We start from the raw sequence: 14,180 nt of genomic DNA, 5'->3' as shown, positions 1-14,180 counted from the left end.
ACCGGCCGGTGCCTCCGTACGCTGGGGAGCACATGGCGCACAGCACCCTCACCCCGGTCTTCGTCGGTCTGCGGACCGGCCTGCACGTGCTGTCGGCCGCGCTGCTCGCCCTGGTCGTCGTGCGGGTGCTCGTGGACGGTGGCGCCGGCACGTGGGTGCGGTTGGCCCTGGCTGCGGTGTTCGCGGGCGTGTACCTGCTCGGGGCGGTCGTCGCGCGCGGCGACGGCCGCCGTCGGACGGTCGCCGGTGCGGTCTGGCTCGTCGCCCTGACCCTCGTCTGGATCGCCCTGCTCGTCGGCGTCCCCGAGGCCGCCTACCTCGTCTTCCCGCTCTTCTTCCTGTACCTGCACGTCCTGCCGCGCATCGTCGGACCGGTGGCCGTCATCGCCGCGACCCTGGTCGCCGTCGTCGCCCTCGGACTGCACGGCGGATTCACCGTCGGTGGTGTGGTCGGTCCGCTCGTCGGAGCGGGTGTCGCACTGCTCATCGGACTGGGGTACCGGGCGCTCGCGCGCGAGGCGGTCGAACGCGAGGCCCTGGTCGCCGAGCTCCTCGCCACGCGCGACCGGTTGGCCGTCACCGAACGCGAGCAGGGCGTCCTCGCCGAGCGGGCCCGGTTGGCCCGTGAGATCCACGACACCGTCGCGCAGGGGTTGTCGAGCATCCAGATGCTGCTGCACGCGGCCGAACGCGCGGACGGGGAGCGTCCGGGGACGGAGCACATCCGGCTCGCCCGTGAGACCGCTGCCGAGGGCCTCGCCGACACCCGGCGGTTCATCCGCGAACTCGCACCACCGGCGCTCGAACGCGGACTCGGAGCAGCGCTGGAACGGTTGGCCGGCTCCCAGTGGTCGCGCGACGGCCTCGACGTCACGGTCGACGTCGCGGAGGCCTCGCTGCCGATGGACGTCCAGACCGCGCTGCTCCGCATCGCCCAGGGCGCCGTCGCCAACGTGGTGCAGCACGCCGCGGCCACCCACGTCCGACTGTCACTCACCGTGGACGGTCAGGAGGCCCGGCTCACCATCGCGGACGACGGCGTCGGTTTCGACCCGGTCGCCGTCCACGACCGGTCGGGCACGACGGACTCGTTCGGGTTGCGTGCCACCGAAGAGCGCGTCGAGCAGTTCGGCGGCCGGCTCGAGGTCAACTCGGCCCTTGGCCGCGGGACGACGCTCGTCGCGACCCTGGAGGTCCGGTGATCCGCATCCTCATCGCCGACGACCACCCGGTGGTCCGCGCCGGGCTCCGAGCACTCCTCGACGGCACGGACGGCATCGTCGTCGCGGGTGAGGCGTCCACCCCGGACGAGGCCGTGGACCTCGCCATCCGGCTCTCACCGGAACTCGTGCTCATGGACCTGCAGTTCGGGCAGGACCTCACCGGGGCGGACGCGACGCGACGGATCCGCGCGCTCGACGCCGCGCCGTACGTGCTCGTGCTGACGAACTACGACTCCGACGGGGACATCCTCGGTGCGGTCGAGGCCGGCGCGAGCGGGTACCTGCTCAAGGACGCGCCCCCGCACGAACTCGTCGCGGCCGTCCGCGCCGCCGCGTCCGGACAGAGCGCCCTCGCGCCGACGATCGCGGGTCGGCTCATGGCGCGGATGCGCGCCCCGTCGGTGAGCCTGTCGGCGCGGGAGCTCGAGGTGCTGCGCCTCGTCGCCGAGGGGGCGTCGAACGGCGCCGTCGCCGCGCGCCTGCACATCAGCGACGCCACCGTGAAGTCGCACCTGGTGCACGTGTTCTCGAAGCTCGGGGTGTCCTCGCGCACGGCCGCGGTCTCCGAGGCCCGCGCCCTCGGCATGCTCCGCTGACGACCGCACCCTTGACGGGCCGTCGGCGGACCGATCAGATGGTCACATGACCCGGCACCCTCGAGGGGCCCTGTTCGCCACGTCGACGATGACCGGCTTCGGTATCGCCACGTGGGTGACCAGGACGCCCGCCATCCGCGACGAACTCGGGGCGTCGATCGAGGCGATGGGGCTCGTGCTCCTCGGGCTGTCGATCGGGTCGATGATCGGGATCCTCGGCGCCGGTGCGCTCGTCCGACGGCTCGGGACACGACCCTTGATCCTGCTCGGTGGCGCGCTGCCCGTGGTGGGGATGGTCCTCGTCGCCCTGCTCGCCCCGGCACAGGTGCCGGCGGGTGTCTGGGCGGGGCTGTTCCTGATCGGGTTCGGGTCGGGGGTCGCCGAGATCGGGCTGAACGTCGAGGCCGCCGCGGTCGAGCGGCGCATCGGCCACCCGGTGGTGCCGGTGCTGCACGCCTGCTTCAGCCTGGGGACCGTCGTCGGCGGTGTCGTCGGCATCGCGATGACGGCTGCCCGGACACCGGTGCTCGTGCACCTGCTCGTGGGGGCTGCGGTGATGGCGGCACTCGCGGCGTTCGCTGCCCTCAACCTGCAGCCGCTGCCGCGTGCCGGAGTGCAGACGGAGGGAGCCGACACCGCAGACGCCGCCGGCACGTCCCGCGTCACCACGGCCACCCGCCGCTCCGTCATCACCGTGCAGCTCGCGCTCATCGCGGTGATCACGCTCGCGATGGCCTTCGCCGAGGGTGCCGCCAGCGACTGGCTCCCGCTCCTGATGACGACCGACCACGACGCCCCGGAAGCGGTCGGCTCGCTGGTCTTCACCGGGTTCGCGCTCGCCATGCTCATCGGCCGGTCGGCCGGCACCCCGCTCGTCACGCGGCTGGGGCGGGGCCCGGTCGTCCGGCTCTGCGCCGCGGTCGGCGGGATCGGGGTCCTGCTCGTGGTGGTCTCGCCGAGCCCGGTGGTCACGGCGATCGCCGCGGGCGTCTGGGGGCTCGGCATCGCGCTCGGGTTCCCGCTCGCGATCTCGGCAGCGGGTGACCACCCGACCGACGGGGACCGCCGGGTGTCGGTCGTCGCGACCGCCGGCTACATCGCGTTCCTGGTCGGACCGCCCCTGCTCGGCTTCGTCGGCGAGCACCTCGGGCTGCAGGCGGCGATGCTGGTGCCCCTCGTGCTGCTCGTCGCCGCCTTCGTCGTCGCGCCCGCCGCACGGGACTCCCACGACGTCGACGTCCGGCGGACCGTCTCCACCTGATCCGCGACGCCGGGCGCGGGTCCGGGCGCGCCGCCCCGCGGATCAGTACGGTCGATCCCATGCCGTTCTTCCGCGACAGCCCCCAGCCGACCACCCCCTCGAAGATCCAGGCGGCGTGGTCCGACTCGACGGGCCGCCTGGCGACGCGGTGCCTGCAGGTGATCATCGTCGTGGTGGTCATCGCCGGCGTCGTCTACGCCGGCAGCGTGCTGAGCGTCGTCACCATCCCGGTGCTCCTCGCGCTCATCATCGCCTCGGCCATGCACCCGATCGTGTCCTGGTTGCGCAAGCACAAGGTGCCGTCGGTCCTCGCGACCCTCGCGGTGCTCATCGGCGTCCTCGCGGTGCTCGGGCTCATCGGGTGGCTCATCGTCGTCGCCGTCGAGAACCAGTGGTCGCAGCTGCAGAAGTCGGCCGTCGACGGGTTCCAGCAGTTGCAGGACTTCGCGAAGAACCTGCCGATCTCGATCTCGGACAAGCAGGTCGACGACGCCGTGGCGTCCGTCACCGACTTCATCACGAGTGCGCAGTTCGGCTCGGGCGCGCTGGCCGGCGCCTCGGCCACCGCGAACTTCCTGACCGGCCTCGTGCTGATGATCGTGGTGCTGTTCTTCTTCCTCAAGGACGGCCCGAGCATCTGGGAGTTCCTGCTCCGCCCGTTCACCGGTGAGCGCTACGACCGAGCACGCCGGGTGGGCGACCGCGTGGTCTCGACCCTCGGCGGGTACGTCCGCGGTACCGCCACGGTCGCCGCCGTCGACGCCATCGGCATCGGTGTCGGCATCGCGATCGTCGGCGTCCCGCTGGCACTCCCCCTGGCCGTCGTCGTGTTCATCACGGCCTTCATCCCGATCGTCGGTGCGACGGCAGCCGGCATCCTCGCCGCCCTGGTCGCGCTCGTCGCACTCGGTCCCGTCCAGGCGCTCATCGTCGTCGGGATCGTGATCCTCGTGAACCAGCTCGAGGGCAACCTGCTCCAGCCGGTGCTGATGGGACGCACCCTGAAGCTGCACGGCCTGGTCATCCTGATCGGCCTGACCGCGGGCACCGTCCTGGCCGGCATCACCGGTGCCATCATCTCGGTGCCGCTGTTGGCCGCCGCGTGGGGCGCGATCCTGGTCTGGGACGGCCCGAACACCCCCGCGCGTCCGTGGCGCAAGAAGCGCAACGAGGACGTCACGGCCCACGAACTCCCCGCCGACTGACACCATGGACCCGTGCTCGTCTCCATCGTCTACATGAGTCGCGCCGTCGTCCCCTTCGACGACGGCGACCTCGCGACGCTGCTGGACGGCTCACGGCTCCGCAACGAGGCGCTCGGCGTCTCCGGGCTGCTCGTCGTGAAGGGCGGCCGCTTCATGCAGTTGCTCGAGGGCCCTGCGTGGAGCGTCGACGACCGGTTCGCCGCCATCAGCCGTGATCCGCGGCACGGCGAGGTGAAGTCGCTCATCCGCGAGGACATCGAGCGACGACGATTCGACGGCTGGTCGATGGCCTACCGCTCGCTCGACGACGCGGAGGTCCACGCGGAGCCGGGCTTCAGTCCGTTCCTGTCCGGCGAGACGGACTTCCCGCGGTCGTTCGACCGCACGAGCGCGGCGTGGCTGCTCAAGTGGTTCCGCGACCGCGAACTCCACGACCGCTGAACGCCTCGTCGACGACGCCGAGCAGCCGGTCGCGGTGCGCCGGGTCAGCCGTGGCCGTCAGGACCACCCGCCACATCGTCGCGACCGCGGGGAACAGATCGGCCCGCCCGGTGCGGACGTCGGACACCAGTTGCACGCCCGTGAAGTACGGCACGACGGTGGCGCCGAGCTGTTCCGCGGTCAGGTCGGTGCGGAGCTCGCCGCTCGCGATCGCCAGCCGGAACACGTCGACGATCCCGCCGATCCACTGCTCGTAGAAGCTGACCGTGGCCGCGTGGAACTCGCCGCGCTCCAGTGACAACCGGATGCCCGCCCGCACGATCGGGTCGGTCCGCAGCAGGTCCGCGATGGCTCGCGAGGCGCCGACCAGGGCAGCTGCTGGTGACTGCTCGGTGTGGCTCACGACGTCGAAGGTCCGGACGTTCTGCTCGTCGATCACACCGAGCGCGAGGGCCAGCTTGGTCGGGAAGTGGAAGTGCAGCGCCCCCTGCGAGACGCCCGCCCCGCGGGCGATGGCCGCGATCGTCGCGGCGGCGAAGCCGACGCGGTCGAACTCCTCCGCAGCGGCCACCAGGATCTGCTCACGTCGTTCCACGTGACCAGTCTGACGGTCTGGAGGCGCGGGGCGGGCGTGCCCCGTGCCTCCAGACCGAGGGGTGGTCGCGTCAGACCGCGTCAGGCGACCCGCGCGCTCAGGTGAGCGCCAGCAGGTTGTTGACCTGCTCGTTGATGCCGGTCAACGTCGAGATCGGCTTGCCGTTCGCGTAGACGTTGTCGAAGGCCGGCTGCAGGAGCGCCTGCACGTCCGCCGGGTTGCGGGTGACGGGGAACAGGAACGTGGTCTTCTCCTCGACCTGCCGGGTGAACGCCGACACGTCCAGCCCGCGCTTCCGGAACGACGCGACCGCCGCCTCGGTACCGGCGGGACGGGCCGGGAACACGACGCCTGCGCGGCCGACGATCTCCTGGGCGGTGTCGCTGCCGAGGAACGCGACCCACTTCGCCGCCGCCTCCGGGTCCTTCGCCTGCTTCGTGATCGAGTCGCCGAGCCCGTTGAACATCGACGCCCGCTTGCCCGTCGGCCCGATCGGCGTCGGGGCGACGGCGATGTCGAGGTCCTTCATGTTCAGGTACGTGCCGATCATCCACGAACCGTTGAACGACAGCGCGCACTTGCCCGCGCCGAGCTGCACGTCGGGACCGGTCGTCGTCGAGAAGACGCCGTACTTCGCCATGTAGCCTTTGTCGGCCAGGCGGTAGTACCAGGCGAGGGTGTCCTGCACGGTCTTCTCGTCGTAGCGGAACTTGTCGCCCCACGGGTTCTCGTTCGTGTAGAACCAGTCGGTCGACCCGGTGAAGGGCGACCACTGCGTCTGGCCGAAGCCGTCGCCGCCGGACCCGTTCGACGAGATGCCGTAGACCTCGACGTTCTCCTTGTCGAAGCCGGGCTCATCACCCCGCCGACCCTTGGAGTCGATGGTCAGGTGCGCGAGCATCCGTTCGAACGAGCCGCCGTCGTCGGGGTTCCACTCGAGCGTGGCGAGCTCGTCGTCGGAGACGCCGGCCTTCTGCATCGCCTTCCGGTCGTGGAACATCCCGATGGTGTCCCAGTCCTTCGGCGAGCCGTAGCGGTGGCCGTCCTGGCCCTTCCACAGCTCGGCGAGGCCGGACTGGTAGTCGTCGTCGCTGATGGACTTCGTCGCGTCGAGCTCGTCGAGCTTGTAGAGCACGTCGAGGTCGGAGAACTGCGGGAACTTCGTCAGGTGGTCGGTGAAGACGTCCGGCGCGGTGCCGGCGATGAACCCGGCCGTCAGCTTGGTCCAGTAGTCCGCCCACCCGAGCTGGGTGATCTGCACCGTGATGTCGGGGTTCTCGCGGTGGAAGGCCTTCGCGACCTGCTGGTAGGCGGGCAGCTGGTTGGAGTCCCAGAGCCAGTAGCTCACGGTGCGGGCGCCGCTCTTCGAGGCGGTCCCCCGGCTCGGGGACGAGCAGGCGGCGAGCGCACCGAGGGCGAGGGCTGAAGCGCCGCCCGCGAACAGTGCGCGGCGGGAGAGGTTGTTCGTCATGGTGTGGTCCTGTCCGAGCCGGGGCTACTTGATCCCGGAGAAGCCGATGGAGTTGACGATCCGCTTGGCGAAGACGCCGAACAGCACGATCATCGGGAGCGCCGCCACGAGGGTCGCGGACATCAGCCCGGCCCAGTCGGTGCCGGACTGCGGGGACTGCGACTTGAAGACGCCGAGTGCGACGGTGAGCACCCGCGAGCTGGACGTGTACGACACCATGAGCGGCCAGAAGTAGTCGTTCCAGCTCGTGATGTACGTCAGTACGGCGAGCGTCGCGATCGGTGCAGCGGCCATCGGGATGACGAGCCGGAAGAACACCCGGACCTTGCCCGCGCCGTCGATCAGCGCGGCCTCCTCGACCTCCTTCGAGATGCCGAGGAAGAACTGCCGCAGGAAGAACACCGCGAACGGGGTCATGAACATCGTCGGCAACGCGATGCCGAGCAGGTTGTCGACGAGCCCGAGCTGCTTGATGAGCGTGAAGTTCGGCAGCAGCGTGAAGATCGCGGGCACCATCAGGCCGGCGAGGAACACCCCGAAGACCTTGTCGCGTCCGGGCCAGCGCAGGCGGGCGAAGGCGTACGCGGCGGCGGCCGAGAAGAACACCTGGCCGACCGTGACGAGCGTCGACACGATCACGGAGTTGAGCAGGTACCGCCAGAAGTTCAGGGCAGCGCCGGAGCCACCCTGGGCGAGGGCCTCCTCGGTGGACTGCAGGCCGAGGACCCGCTCGAACCCGCCCAGGCTGAACCCGACGGGCAGCAGCGACGTGGGGTCGGAGTTGATCGCACCGTTCGACGACAGGGCGGTGCGCAGGATCCAGTAGAACGGGAACAGGGTGACGACGATGACGATGATCATCGCGACCCAGGCGAGGACGCGGCCGACCGACGGACGGCGACGGTGGCCGGCTCCGGGTCGGGGCGGACGCTTCGTGGTGACGGAACGGGTGAGGGTCGTGGTCATGGTGCGGCGCTCCGTTCAGTCCAGGTCCGACTCACCCGAGCGGGTGAGGCGGTACTGGATGATCGTGATGATGCTGAGGACGATGAGGAGCGCGACCGAGACCGCGGACGCGTAGCCGAACTGGAACCGGCCGAACGCCAGGTTGTAGATGTAGTTCTGCACGACGTTCGTGGCGTTCGCGGGGCCGCCCTGCGTGGTGACGGCGACGGTGTCGAACACCTGGAACGACCCGATCACCGTGATGATGAGCACCAGCGACAGGATCGGGCGGAGCAGCGGCACCGTGATGCGCCAGAACATCTTCCACTCGCTCGCACCGTCGATGCGGCCGGCTTCGTAGACCGTCTCGGGCAGCGACTGCAGTCCGGCGAAGATCAGGAGCGCCGTGTAGCCGACGTGCCGCCACACGTTGATGAGCGCGATCGACGGGATGCCCCAGACGTCGCTCTGCAGGAACGGGATGCGGTCCAGGCCGAGGGCCGCGAGCATCTCGTTGCCGATGCCGAGCTGGGTGTCGAGGATCCACAGCCAGACGAGCGCCGCGACGACGTTCGACACCAGGTAGGGCGCCAGGACGATGCCGCGCACGAAGGTCGACTTCGTCAGGCGGTGCATCATCACGGCGATGAACAGTGCGACGACCGTCTGGATGACGATGTTGATGAGCACGTACTCGATCGTGACGACCATCGAGTGCCAGAAGATCGAGTCCTGCACGAGCCGCGCGTAGTTCTGCAGCCCGGTGAACTCCGGCTCGGTGAGCAGGTTGTAGGACGTGAAGCTCAGGTAGATGCCCCGCACGGTCGGCCAGGCGAGGAACACCACGAAGCCGATCGCGGCCGGCGCGATGAACAGCAGCGCGAGCCACAGGTCGTTCCGGGGACGGCGGCGGCGTGGGACGGTGGTACGGGCGAGCGGGAGGTCGGCTGCCCGACTCCTCCGTCTTGTGCTGGCGGTCGTCAAGGGTGACGACACAGGGCTCTCGGTGGCCATCGCGACTCCTTCGTCTGCGGTGGACTGACGTGCAGCAGTCCGTGAGCCGGGAATCTACACGTGGTGACACCGGGTGGCAAGAGGCTCTTTCACGCGCCGAATCCGGGGTTGTCACGTGTAGACAATCGTGTCAGGATGGCGGTCGATCGCATCGGCGCGACCTGCCCGGCGACGCATCCCTCACCCTGGAAAGGTCACTGATGATCTCTGTCGGAATGGTCGGCGCGGGCCAGTTCGCCCCCCAGTTCGCCAAGCTGTTCAAGCTCCACCCGGACGTCGACCGCGTCTTCGTGACCGACCTCGTCGACGACCGCGCGTCGGAGCTCGTCGAGTCGCAGCACCTCGACGGCACGTTCGCCGACTTCGACGCCGTGCTCGCCTCGGACGTCGACGCCGTCGCGATCTTCACGCAGCGCTGGACGCACGGTCCGCTCGTCGTCAAGGCGCTCCGCGCCGGCAAGCACGTCTACTCGGCGGTGCCGATGGCGATCTCGGTCGACGAGATCCGCGACATCATCGAGGCCGTCCGCGAGACCGGGCTCACCTACATGATGGGCGAGACGAGCTACTACAACCCCGCGACGGTGTTCGCCCGCAAGCAGGTCGCCGACGGCGCCTTCGGCCGGGTCTTCTACTCCGAGGGCGACTACGTGCACGACATGGACCTCGGGTTCTACGCCGCGTACCAGTTCAGCGGTGGCGAGGACTGGAAGCGCACCGCCAGCTACCCGCCCATGCTGTACCCGACCCACTCGGTCGGCGGCGTCCTCGGCGCCATCCCCGGACACGCGGTCAGCGTCAGCTGCATCGGCGTCAAGGACGACCGGGGCGACGGCGTCTTCGACAAGGACGTCAGCCAGTTCGACAACGACTTCTCGAACGCCACCGCCCTGTTCGAGCTCGACAACGGCGGCGTCATGCGCATCAACGAGATGCGCCGCGTCGGCTACCCGTCGCACATCCGCGAGTCCCGCTTCCGCTACTTCGGCACCGAAGCGAGCTTCGAACAGCTCGCGAAGACCAGCGTCTGGCAGGACAAGGAGGACTCGCACGACATCAGCGACAAGATCAACACGCAGGCGACGATGGACCTCGACGACCCGCGTCTCGCCGGCGTCGACCCCTCGCTGCGCGACGCGTTCGTGTCCGGCTACGCCGAGGTGCACGACACCGACCGCCTGCCCGCCGAGTACGCCGGCGTGCCGACCGGGCACGAGGGCTCGCACCAGTTCCTGGCCGACGACTTCGTCCGCGCCGTCGTCGACCGGACCCTGCCGCCGGTGAACGCCTGGACCGCCGCACGCTTCACGCTGCCCGGCATCATCGCCCACCAGTCGGCCCTGCAGGGCGGTGCACGCCTCGAGGTGCCGGACTTCGGGGACGCCCCGGAGACGACCTCGGCGGTGCCCTCGTCTAGTATCGCCAGCGAATAGCAAGTGGTGTTCGGGTGTCGGTCCACACGGGCCGGCACCCGAACGCGACTTCCGAGCCGACGAAGGTGGCACCCGTGAGCGTCCCGACGACCCCGAGGGCGGTCACCCGCGCCGACGTCGCCCGGTACGCCGGCGTGAGCACCTCCGTCGTCAGCTACGTCGTGCACGACGGCCCCCGCCCCGTCGCGGCGGCCACCGCCGCCCGGGTCCGTGACGCCATCCGGGTCCTCGGCTACCGCCCGAACGCCAGCGCCCAGGCCCTGCGCACCGGGTCGTCGAAGATGCTCGGGCTCATCGTCCCCGAGCTCGACAACCCCTTCTGGTCCGAGCTCGCCGTCGAGGTCACCCACGCCGCAGCAGCCCGCGGCTACGACGTCCTGCTCGCCAACAGCGACGGCGACGCCACCCAGGAGCGCGAGCGGCTCCGCAGCCTGTCCGCCCGCCAGGTCGACGGGATCATCGTCACGAGCATCATGACCCACCCGGACCTGTCCACTGTGTCGGACCCGGGCATCCCGATGGTCCTGCTCAACACCTTCTTCGAGGTGCCCGAGTACGCCAGCATCGGCGTCGACGCCCTGCGGGGCGCGTACGACGGCACCCAGCACCTGGTCGAGCACGGCTACGGGTCGATCGGCCTCGTCATGGGGCACGCCGGCTCCATGGAGCTCCGCGAACAGGGCTGGATGCGGGCCCTGCGCGACGCCGGGCTGCCGGACGGCCCGATCGTGCGCTGCGACTTCACCCGGCGGGGCGGGTACGAGGCCGGCCTGCGCATGTTCGCGGACGGGACGGGACCCCGCGCCGTCTTCGTCAGCTCGGACATGCAGGCCGTCGGTGTGCTGCGGGCACTGTGGGAACTCGGGCTGCGCGCACCGGAGGACGTCGCGATCGTGTCGTTCGACGGCGGTGCCGAGGCGGACTACACGAACCCCCAGCTCACGACGGTCCGGCAGCCGATCGAGACGATGGCCACCGCCGCCGTCGACCGTGTGCTCGGGCTCGACGCGGACAACCAGTGGCACCGCGACCTGGTGCCCGCCGAGTTGGTCCTGGGCGCGAGTTGCGGGTGCGACGTGCGTCGCTGACGCACCACCAAACCGTCCTGGAGGCGCGGGGCGGGGCCGCCACGGGCCTCCCGTCCGTCAGGTGGCCGGGTCCATGACGGCGGTGAGCCGCTGGAGCGGCACACGCTGCTGGGACTCCTGCGTCACCGCGACCGCTTCGACCGGCTCGCCGGAAGCGGTGTCGACGAAGCGCAGGTCCGACGTCAGCTCGGACGGCCGGTACCGGTCGGCCCAGCCGCCGAGCGCCAGGAGCACCAGCGGGAGATCGCGGCCGGCGTCGGTGAGGATGTACTCCTCGCGCGCCCGGGCACCCTCCGCCTTGTAGGTCGTGCGCTCGAGCACTCCCCCGTCGACGAGGGAGGCCAGTCGTGCCGTGAGGACCTCGCGCGGGACGCCGAGGCTCTGCTGGAACTGGCTGAAGCGCGTGGAACCGGCGAGGGCGTCACGCACGATCATGAGCGTCCACTTCTCGCCGAGGACGTCGAGGGACCGTGCGATGGGGCAGCGCTCGTCGCCGCCGAGGATGCCGAGCATGCAATCATCCTAGCTGAGTTCGATTTCCGGACACAACATGCTAGGTTCGGTTTTCGTACTCAACTTCTCTCGTCTGGAGCCCCTCATGACCGACCTCACCAACGCCATCGTCCTCGTCACCGGAGCGAACGGCGGCCTCGGCGCCGAGTTCGTCCAGCAGGCCCTGGACCGCGGCGCCGCCAAGGTCTACGCGACCGCCCGCACCCCGCGCACCTGGGACGACGAGCGCATCGTGCCGCTCGCCCTCGACGTCACCAGCCAGGAGAGCGTCGACGCCGCAGCCCGTGCCGCCGCGGACACCACGATCGTCGTGAACAACGCCGGGATCGCCGGCGCCGACCCGCTCGTCGACACCTCGGTCGCGGAGGTCGAGCGCATCTTCGCGACGAACGTCTTCGGCGCGCTCCGTGTCGCCAAGGCCTTCGCCCCCTCGATCGGCGGCGGCGCACTGATCGACGTGCACTCGGCTCTGAGCTGGGTCGCTCTGGCCGGCGCGTACTCGGCGTCGAAGGCAGCGTTCTGGTCGATCACGAACTCGCTCCGCCTCGAGCTCGCACCCCAGGGCACCCAGGTCGTCGGCGCACACCTCAGTTACACCGACACCGGCATGACGGCGGGGCTCGACGTCGAGAAGTCCGACCCGGCCGACATCGTCCGGCTCATCTGGGACGCCGTCGAGGCCGGCGAGCACGAGGTCCTGGCGGACCAGGTCAGCCGTGACGTCCGTGCCGGACTCAGTGCGCCGCTGGCGGCGCTGTACCCGGCGCTCGCCGCGACGGTCTGACCTCGGCAGCCGCAGCCCCAGCCGATACCATCACCGCATGGTGACGACGGGGGCTGTCGCGTCCGGACGACGGTCGGGGTGGACGTCGCCGGGCTGGGCGGCGCTGTACTGGGTGACAGTCGCGCTCGGCGTGGTCGGCGAGGGTGGGTCCTGGCCCTGGCTGTACCTGGCCTCCGAGGAATCCACGCGCGGTGCGACCCCGGACCGGACGGGGGCAAACCGGGGCATCCCGATGGGAGTGACCGGGCTCGTGATCGGCCACGTGGTGGGGGCGGTCCTGCTGCTGGTCACGGCGCGGCTCGCCCGACGCCGGGGTCGTTCGGCCGTGGCGTTCGCGGTCCTCGGGCTCGTCGTGGGATCCGGCATCGGGTTGGCGTTGTCCCTCCAGCTGACCGGCGGCCTGCTCGTCGCGCCCTGGCCGCGCGCGTCGTACACGCCCTGACGGCAGGGTGCCGCGGGGGCAGCCGTGGGCGCCGCGGCCGGTGATGCCGCGGGTGCTCGCGGTGATCGACGCGCGCTCCTCGTCGGCGAGTCCGGCCGTGCGGAGGAAGCGGTCGAGGACGTCGTTCTTCTGCTCGAGGTAGTCGTCGATGTCCGCCGCCGTCCGGACAGCGCGCCGCTTCACCGTGGCAGACTCGTCGCGCAGGGCGGTGTCCAATCGCAGGACGTCACGCACGCCGAGGTGGTTCCGCAGCGCGAGCGACTGGTCGCGCTGTACCCGGGGCTCGCCGCTACGGTCCGACCTCGGAGGGGCGTATTCCCGGACGCAAGCACCATCGAGTCCGGGCGCGCCGCCTGTCACGCCGATTTTCGCTGTTCGGGTCGGACGCCTGGCTAGCAGGCGCGAAACGGAGCAGCCCAAGCCGGGCCTATGCGTCGATGTAGGTCCATGTGGGTTCGTACGCTGGAGCCTTGGGTGCAGGCGATGCCTTCACTCGCTTCGCCAGCGTCGCCAAGCGCGCCGCACGCTTCTCGGCGACCTCAACGACACGAGGGAACAGCACTGCGCACGCTTCAGGATGCGCCGACAGAAGATCATCAACCCACTGAGGTTCAACAGATCTTGCGTAGGACAGCGTACCGGCAACCTTTAGGCGCAACTCCTCCCCCTTCGCAGCGCGAGCACTGGCATGGCCCTCCAAACCAAACTTCTCTATGTAGAAGCAATGCTGACGCAAGCTGCGCTTCATTGGCCGAGGTAGGCGCGCACTGTATCCTGACGACGTGGACAGTCCAGTTACATACTGCGGCTGGCCAAACTTCAACCGCTTGGTTTTGTCCTCTCGAAGCTCCTGTCCATGCCGAGAAACGATATTACGAATATCGTCGAGAGCATGAAACTCTTCGTTGCTGGAAAGTGCAAGGTCATCAGCGTACCGCGAGAGAGCAAGATTGCGCGACCGCGCATATTCAGACAAATCCGCATCGAGGGCAAACATCGCAACGTTTGCTAACGCTGGACTTGTCGAAAACCCGACTGGCAAAGAATTGCGAACGGTTGTCAGTCCCGCGATGAGGTTTGCCGGGTCGGCGTCTAGGTGTACTGAGTCATCACGTTGGTGACACTCGGGCTGCGGGCGTGAGCCCGTGGCTCGAGTGGATCCGGCCAGT

At 69.8% G+C, this 14,180-nt stretch carries 15 protein-coding genes and 1 pseudogene; 9 read left to right on the top strand and 7 right to left on the bottom strand.

Annotated elements, in window-relative coordinates:
* Nucleotides 1-32 precede the first annotated feature (32 nt).
* The 5 genes from ITJ69_RS18875 to ITJ69_RS18855 are packed head-to-tail and all read left to right on the top strand — an operon-like array spanning nt 33 to nt 4,726.
* Nucleotides 33-1,202, top strand: a complete 1,170-nt coding sequence (locus ITJ69_RS18875) for a sensor histidine kinase (RefSeq protein WP_194673656.1) — start codon at nt 33-35, stop codon at nt 1,200-1,202.
* A complete protein-coding gene (locus ITJ69_RS18870; protein ID WP_131880504.1) occupies nt 1,199-1,819 on the top strand; it encodes a response regulator in 621 nt (206 codons plus the stop codon). Before ITJ69_RS18875 ends, ITJ69_RS18870 begins: the two co-directional genes overlap by 4 nt.
* A gap of 46 nt (nt 1,820-1,865) precedes the next feature.
* A complete protein-coding gene (locus ITJ69_RS18865) occupies nt 1,866-3,080 on the top strand; it encodes an MFS transporter (protein WP_123938366.1) in 1,215 nt (404 codons plus the stop codon).
* Nucleotides 3,081-3,139: 59 nt separating this feature from the next.
* Complete coding sequence (locus ITJ69_RS18860) at nt 3,140-4,285, top strand: AI-2E family transporter (protein WP_123291852.1); 1,146 nt, start codon at nt 3,140-3,142, stop codon at nt 4,283-4,285.
* Nucleotides 4,286-4,297: 12 nt separating this feature from the next.
* Nucleotides 4,298-4,726 (top strand): BLUF domain-containing protein, encoded by a 429-nt coding sequence (locus tag ITJ69_RS18855; RefSeq protein WP_159573179.1) that lies wholly within the window; start codon nt 4,298-4,300, stop codon nt 4,724-4,726.
* Here ITJ69_RS18855 and ITJ69_RS18850 read toward each other — a convergent pair.
* From ITJ69_RS18850 to ITJ69_RS18835, 4 genes are all read right to left on the bottom strand, one after another.
* The gene (locus tag ITJ69_RS18850) at nt 4,689-5,321 is read right to left on the bottom strand and encodes a ScbR family autoregulator-binding transcription factor (protein ID WP_134194579.1); all 633 of its coding nucleotides are present in this window, start codon (nt 5,319-5,321) and stop codon (nt 4,689-4,691) included. The genes ITJ69_RS18855 and ITJ69_RS18850 overlap by 38 nt on opposite strands.
* 97 nt (nt 5,322-5,418) lie before the next feature.
* Nucleotides 5,419-6,792 (bottom strand): ABC transporter substrate-binding protein, encoded by a 1,374-nt coding sequence (locus ITJ69_RS18845; RefSeq protein ID WP_194673655.1) that lies wholly within the window; start codon nt 6,790-6,792, stop codon nt 5,419-5,421.
* 24 nt (nt 6,793-6,816) lie between these two features.
* A complete protein-coding gene (locus ITJ69_RS18840; RefSeq protein WP_194673654.1) occupies nt 6,817-7,758 on the bottom strand; it encodes a carbohydrate ABC transporter permease in 942 nt (313 codons plus the stop codon).
* Between the two features lie 15 nt (nt 7,759-7,773).
* Complete coding sequence (locus ITJ69_RS18835; protein ID WP_228506149.1) at nt 7,774-8,751, bottom strand: carbohydrate ABC transporter permease; 978 nt, start codon at nt 8,749-8,751, stop codon at nt 7,774-7,776.
* Between the two features lie 200 nt (nt 8,752-8,951).
* Here ITJ69_RS18835 and ITJ69_RS18830 point away from each other — a divergent pair, with 200 nt between their 5' ends.
* Both ITJ69_RS18830 and ITJ69_RS18825 read left to right on the top strand, forming a co-directional pair.
* Complete coding sequence (locus tag ITJ69_RS18830) at nt 8,952-10,184, top strand: Gfo/Idh/MocA family protein (protein WP_333925394.1); 1,233 nt, start codon at nt 8,952-8,954, stop codon at nt 10,182-10,184.
* Nucleotides 10,185-10,258: 74 nt separating this feature from the next.
* On the top strand, nt 10,259-11,272 hold the full coding sequence (locus tag ITJ69_RS18825; protein WP_235035939.1) for a LacI family DNA-binding transcriptional regulator: 1,014 nt from the start codon (nt 10,259-10,261) through the stop codon (nt 11,270-11,272).
* Nucleotides 11,273-11,329: 57 nt separating this feature from the next.
* Here ITJ69_RS18825 and ITJ69_RS18820 read toward each other — a convergent pair whose 3' ends face one another.
* The gene (locus ITJ69_RS18820; RefSeq protein WP_194673653.1) at nt 11,330-11,785 is read right to left on the bottom strand and encodes a winged helix-turn-helix transcriptional regulator; all 456 of its coding nucleotides are present in this window, start codon (nt 11,783-11,785) and stop codon (nt 11,330-11,332) included.
* Between the two features lie 85 nt (nt 11,786-11,870).
* Here ITJ69_RS18820 and ITJ69_RS18815 point away from each other — a divergent pair, with 85 nt between their 5' ends.
* Together ITJ69_RS18815 and ITJ69_RS20620 are read left to right on the top strand one after the other, a co-directional pair.
* Nucleotides 11,871-12,569: an SDR family oxidoreductase gene (locus tag ITJ69_RS18815; protein ID WP_194673652.1), complete on the top strand. Its 699-nt coding sequence runs from the start codon at nt 11,871-11,873 to the stop codon at nt 12,567-12,569.
* 37 nt (nt 12,570-12,606) lie between these two features.
* A complete protein-coding gene (locus ITJ69_RS20620) occupies nt 12,607-13,011 on the top strand; it encodes a hypothetical protein (protein ID WP_228506155.1) in 405 nt (134 codons plus the stop codon).
* A 114-nt stretch (nt 13,012-13,125) separates the two neighbouring features.
* Here the strand turns inward: ITJ69_RS20620 and ITJ69_RS20615 are convergent.
* Together ITJ69_RS20615 and ITJ69_RS18805 are read right to left on the bottom strand one after the other, a co-directional pair.
* Nucleotides 13,126-13,371 (bottom strand): annotated as a pseudogene (locus ITJ69_RS20615) (GrpB family protein); the annotation flags it as partial.
* A 67-nt stretch (nt 13,372-13,438) separates the two neighbouring features.
* Nucleotides 13,439-14,180, bottom strand: a 742-nt coding sequence (locus ITJ69_RS18805; RefSeq protein ID WP_228506148.1) for a reverse transcriptase domain-containing protein, incomplete at its 5' end; no start/stop codon positions are given.

The sequence above is a fragment of the Curtobacterium sp. VKM Ac-2887 genome (genome assembly GCF_015350935.1).
Classification (GTDB): domain Bacteria; phylum Actinomycetota; class Actinomycetes; order Actinomycetales; family Microbacteriaceae; genus Curtobacterium.
Note: the sequence above shows the minus strand (reverse complement) of the source record. Positions and strands in the feature narration are given on the sequence as shown.